Here is a 3,694-nt window from a genome sequence, read left to right on the forward strand (position 1 = left end):
GATATTGATCTTGCACCTAAATCTAAGTCAGTGACTACTGCTATTGTTCGATCAAACGGGGATGATGAGTCTGAAGTCATAAATGAAAGTGACATAGAAACGCTGCAAGTGACTGATGAAGCTGACTCTCTACCGAAAAAGAGTGAAAGATTCCTCGACTCACTCAAGAATCTATCGATCAGTCAGGACGACATCGATGTCGAAGACGATGAATCAGTAGTAGTTTACATAAAACTAAAATTAAAGTGTGTTTTTTCATCGCTTACTTCTAGAGAAACGCTTAAGCCCAACTTTCATGATTATCAAAGAAAACCGGAATATGCACTGCACTTACCAGGACTTAACTATGCATTAGCTTTAAATGAGAAGCAGGCTGTGGTTGGGCAGCTCTTGAACGATTTATATGATGATGACTTTTCAAGGGAGGCGTTGGTTCTATCTATCATGATGTTGACTGCGTCTTCGCTCGAAAGACTCACTTCTTTTGTGGTGACAACCACTTTTAACGATAGATTCATTAACTCGATTTGTTTAAAAACTGGTGTGTGGCGTCGGCACTCTCTAGAGTTTGAAAAAAGTTTTAATCCAACAGCGGATCAATTACCCTGGTTGAAACCCCACGACTATTTCTTACATTTATACCTTCCCTCGGCGATTGTAGATGCGCTTAAATGTCAAGCGCAAAAATTACGCATTGACGCTATTGAAATGGGTAATGGCGTGCCACTATATCGATTGTTGGGCCTCGATAAGCCTGACCTGTCTAAATCGTTAAATGCGTACCTTAACAATCTAAAGTTTACTCTCGGGTATGGTTTTAGGCAGTTAACGCAAAAATCAATGCGTTATGCGCTTTACTCTGAAATTGCACATACTGTCGACGCTTCGTCTGCGTCCTTAATTTTTGCTAGCTCAGAATTTAGTAACCCCAGTACCCTTTACTATTTAAGCTTGTCTGAAAAAGAATTACAGACTCATTACGCTCAAGCATTGAGTCATTTGGGAGTTGATACTGTCGGCGCTGAATTATACCGAGATGTGTTTATCGGCAGCAGGATGTGTGTGGATATAGATAAACTTGTCGGCCGTATTAAAAATAAAAATGACACACTTCAAACGTTACTTGATGACTCTAATGTAAATGCAGAGCTAGTTATTCAAAGGCATAATGATTTTGCATCTATGGTCTCACTAGCTTTTGCCTTTTGTGGCGCCCTTCGCCAACATGCCAATTATTTTTTTGACTATGCCACGATATGCGAGTCAGGCGGCTACTTTTTTGTCTGCGACAAATATCATCGGGGTGAATCTCCCACAAGATTAATACCCTTGCCAGGACTGCTTGGTTCGTTATTAGACGAATATCGTATGCAACTTCGCGTTACCTCACATGCCTTGCTTGAGCATTATCCTGATTTAGCGAAGTTGCTTCTATCTCTTTACCAACCCCGTCGTTATGGCTCTGGCAGGCAACTTCACACTCTGACAGGTCAGCCACTTTTAGGGCTTATCGTTGAAGGTCAATGGCAGTCTTTGTCATCTAAATCAATTAATACCTTTTTAGGTGATGACTTCACCCTTCCTGGAAATTTTACGCGCCACTTTGTTTGTAGTCATATCCCGCCGGCGCTATTCAAATATAGGCAGCAGCTCACAGGACACATTAATCAGGGGCACCACGTAATTGATGAGATGAGTGTTTCGCTATCTTGGCTTAATGATGACGGCATATCGAGTTCTTTCGATAGTTTGCTCAAGGGCATGGGGTTCACATCGTTGAAGGCGCAATCGTTGCGAGGTGCATACTCGCTAGAAAGGCTACCCGGAAAAGCAATGTTGTATCCGCCAGGGTATATTGAACGACAGGAAAATTCGGAGTTTGCATATCGATTCGCTAAAAAAAATTTCAAAGCGTTACTCAAGCAGACAGTATCAGGGGCAAACATTGAGCAAGCAGTAGCTAGCTTACCCAGCAATCTAGAAGTACCTAAAAGCGGTGAGCATCTCAATCAACTCGTTGAACAGTATTACACCAGTTGGCAAAAAACCTATGAAAGAGCGGGGCAGGCGAGCGTCATCGCTCAAATAAATGCGTTAAATAAATCAGACAATAATATCTCGTTGCAGTTGATTGAATACAGTAGCTATGTCGAACAGCTCCAAAATAGCTTTCTCGATTGTATTTCAAATGGCAGATTGCCGTTGTCTTCTAAAAGCGCATTTTTTATCAGTTTAGTGTTATACCAGCCTTGTATTGCCATGCAGTTAATTGGGCTAGGTCAATCAGCGGCAGTCTCAATCATTCAGTATCAAAGTACCTTATTGCTCCAAGCTAGTTCAAAAAACACGGCTCGTGTGTCTTGCCCAATCAATTGGTTAAGCAGCTATTTATTGATGCAGCTAGAAACGGTTGAGCAGTATCGCATTGACTTTAAAGACACGACAAAAATGCTGAAAGATTGGCTGAAAGAGGCGTCAAAAGTCATCGGGCCAGGGCTGCCTACATTCTTATCATTAGAGATGATTTGCAGATTTGTATCAGAATATGGTTTATCAACGCAGTCTCGCCTTTCTGTATCGGCTTCCAAAGACACTGTCCTTCCGGGAGACTATTCGCCACAAGATATTGCGAGATTGTTTAAACACAGTAGTGGACATTTTTACGAGAACAAAAACGAACTTACTCCCTCGAAATCTTACCCAGTGCGGCGTCGACGTGTATTGAATGCGCTAAAACCTAATAGCACATTGCGCAAATTGGTGATGCAAAATGAACGCGATTTCGTTCAAAAAACACTCAAAGTGCTAAGGGAAATGAACGATTCGTCAAAAGATATCTCTGTTGAGAAAGTCATCTTAAACCAATGGGCCAATTACGTCGGCGCTACAACGAAAACGCTCAAGCATCTCCTCGGTGTATCCAATATGTGCACTGAGTTTTTGATTTTATGGCTGTTTTACGGTGTCAAAGCAAGTCAACATCCTTCGCCCGTCAAGAAAGGTAGTAAAATCGCATCGGGTACGGTCTGCAATTACCTAACGATTATTGCCGACCAATTACAAATGCGAGTGCAAGATGATGCATTTTTGGAAAACGACGAAGAGTCACTTGAAGAGCTTTATTTTTGTGCTGTCTCTGAATCAAATTACGAAAACAAGCACGAGGTGCTTCGGTGTTTTAAAAATTTTCATAGTGAGGTAAATAATAACTTTACCATTGACACCCCAGATTGGGGATTGATTGAACCGCTTGTCGAACGCAAGGTGAAAAAGAGAGTAGGGATCGCGAGACTTCTACCGATGGCTGACTATGAACGAGCGAAAGACTATTTGAGAAACGGTCATGGCAATGGCTCTGGTACTTCGCTTACTCAGCTCGAAATTGACATGCATATTGTCGTACTAATGCTGGCTTTTAGGCTAGCACTTCGTAAACGCGAAATTCGAAATCTACAGATTAGACATATCAACATCTCTGATAAGATCATCACGGTGACAGGCACGCCAAATTTTGCAACAAAATCAGTTAATAGTCCTCGGCGTATCGATGCGAGTCTATTTTTGAATGAAGAAGAGTGGAGCAGTTTGCTGCGGGTGATTGAGAATGCTAAAAAAATGGGGATTGGTATATCTTCGCCCGCCATATTTGGCAGCGGAACGCTCGTAAATCGAAAGATGAAAATCGACAACATTG

At 41.9% G+C, this 3,694-nt stretch carries 1 protein-coding gene; it reads left to right on the forward strand.

All coding sequences use genetic code 11. The features are described 5' to 3' along the window. The coding region (locus NWQ57_RS09295; protein WP_306021876.1) for a hypothetical protein at nt 1-3,694 on the forward strand (3,694 nt) is incomplete at both ends.

Origin of the sequence: Paraglaciecola sp., from assembly GCF_030730205.1 — a bacterium.
Taxonomy (GTDB): domain Bacteria; phylum Pseudomonadota; class Gammaproteobacteria; order Enterobacterales; family Alteromonadaceae; genus Paraglaciecola.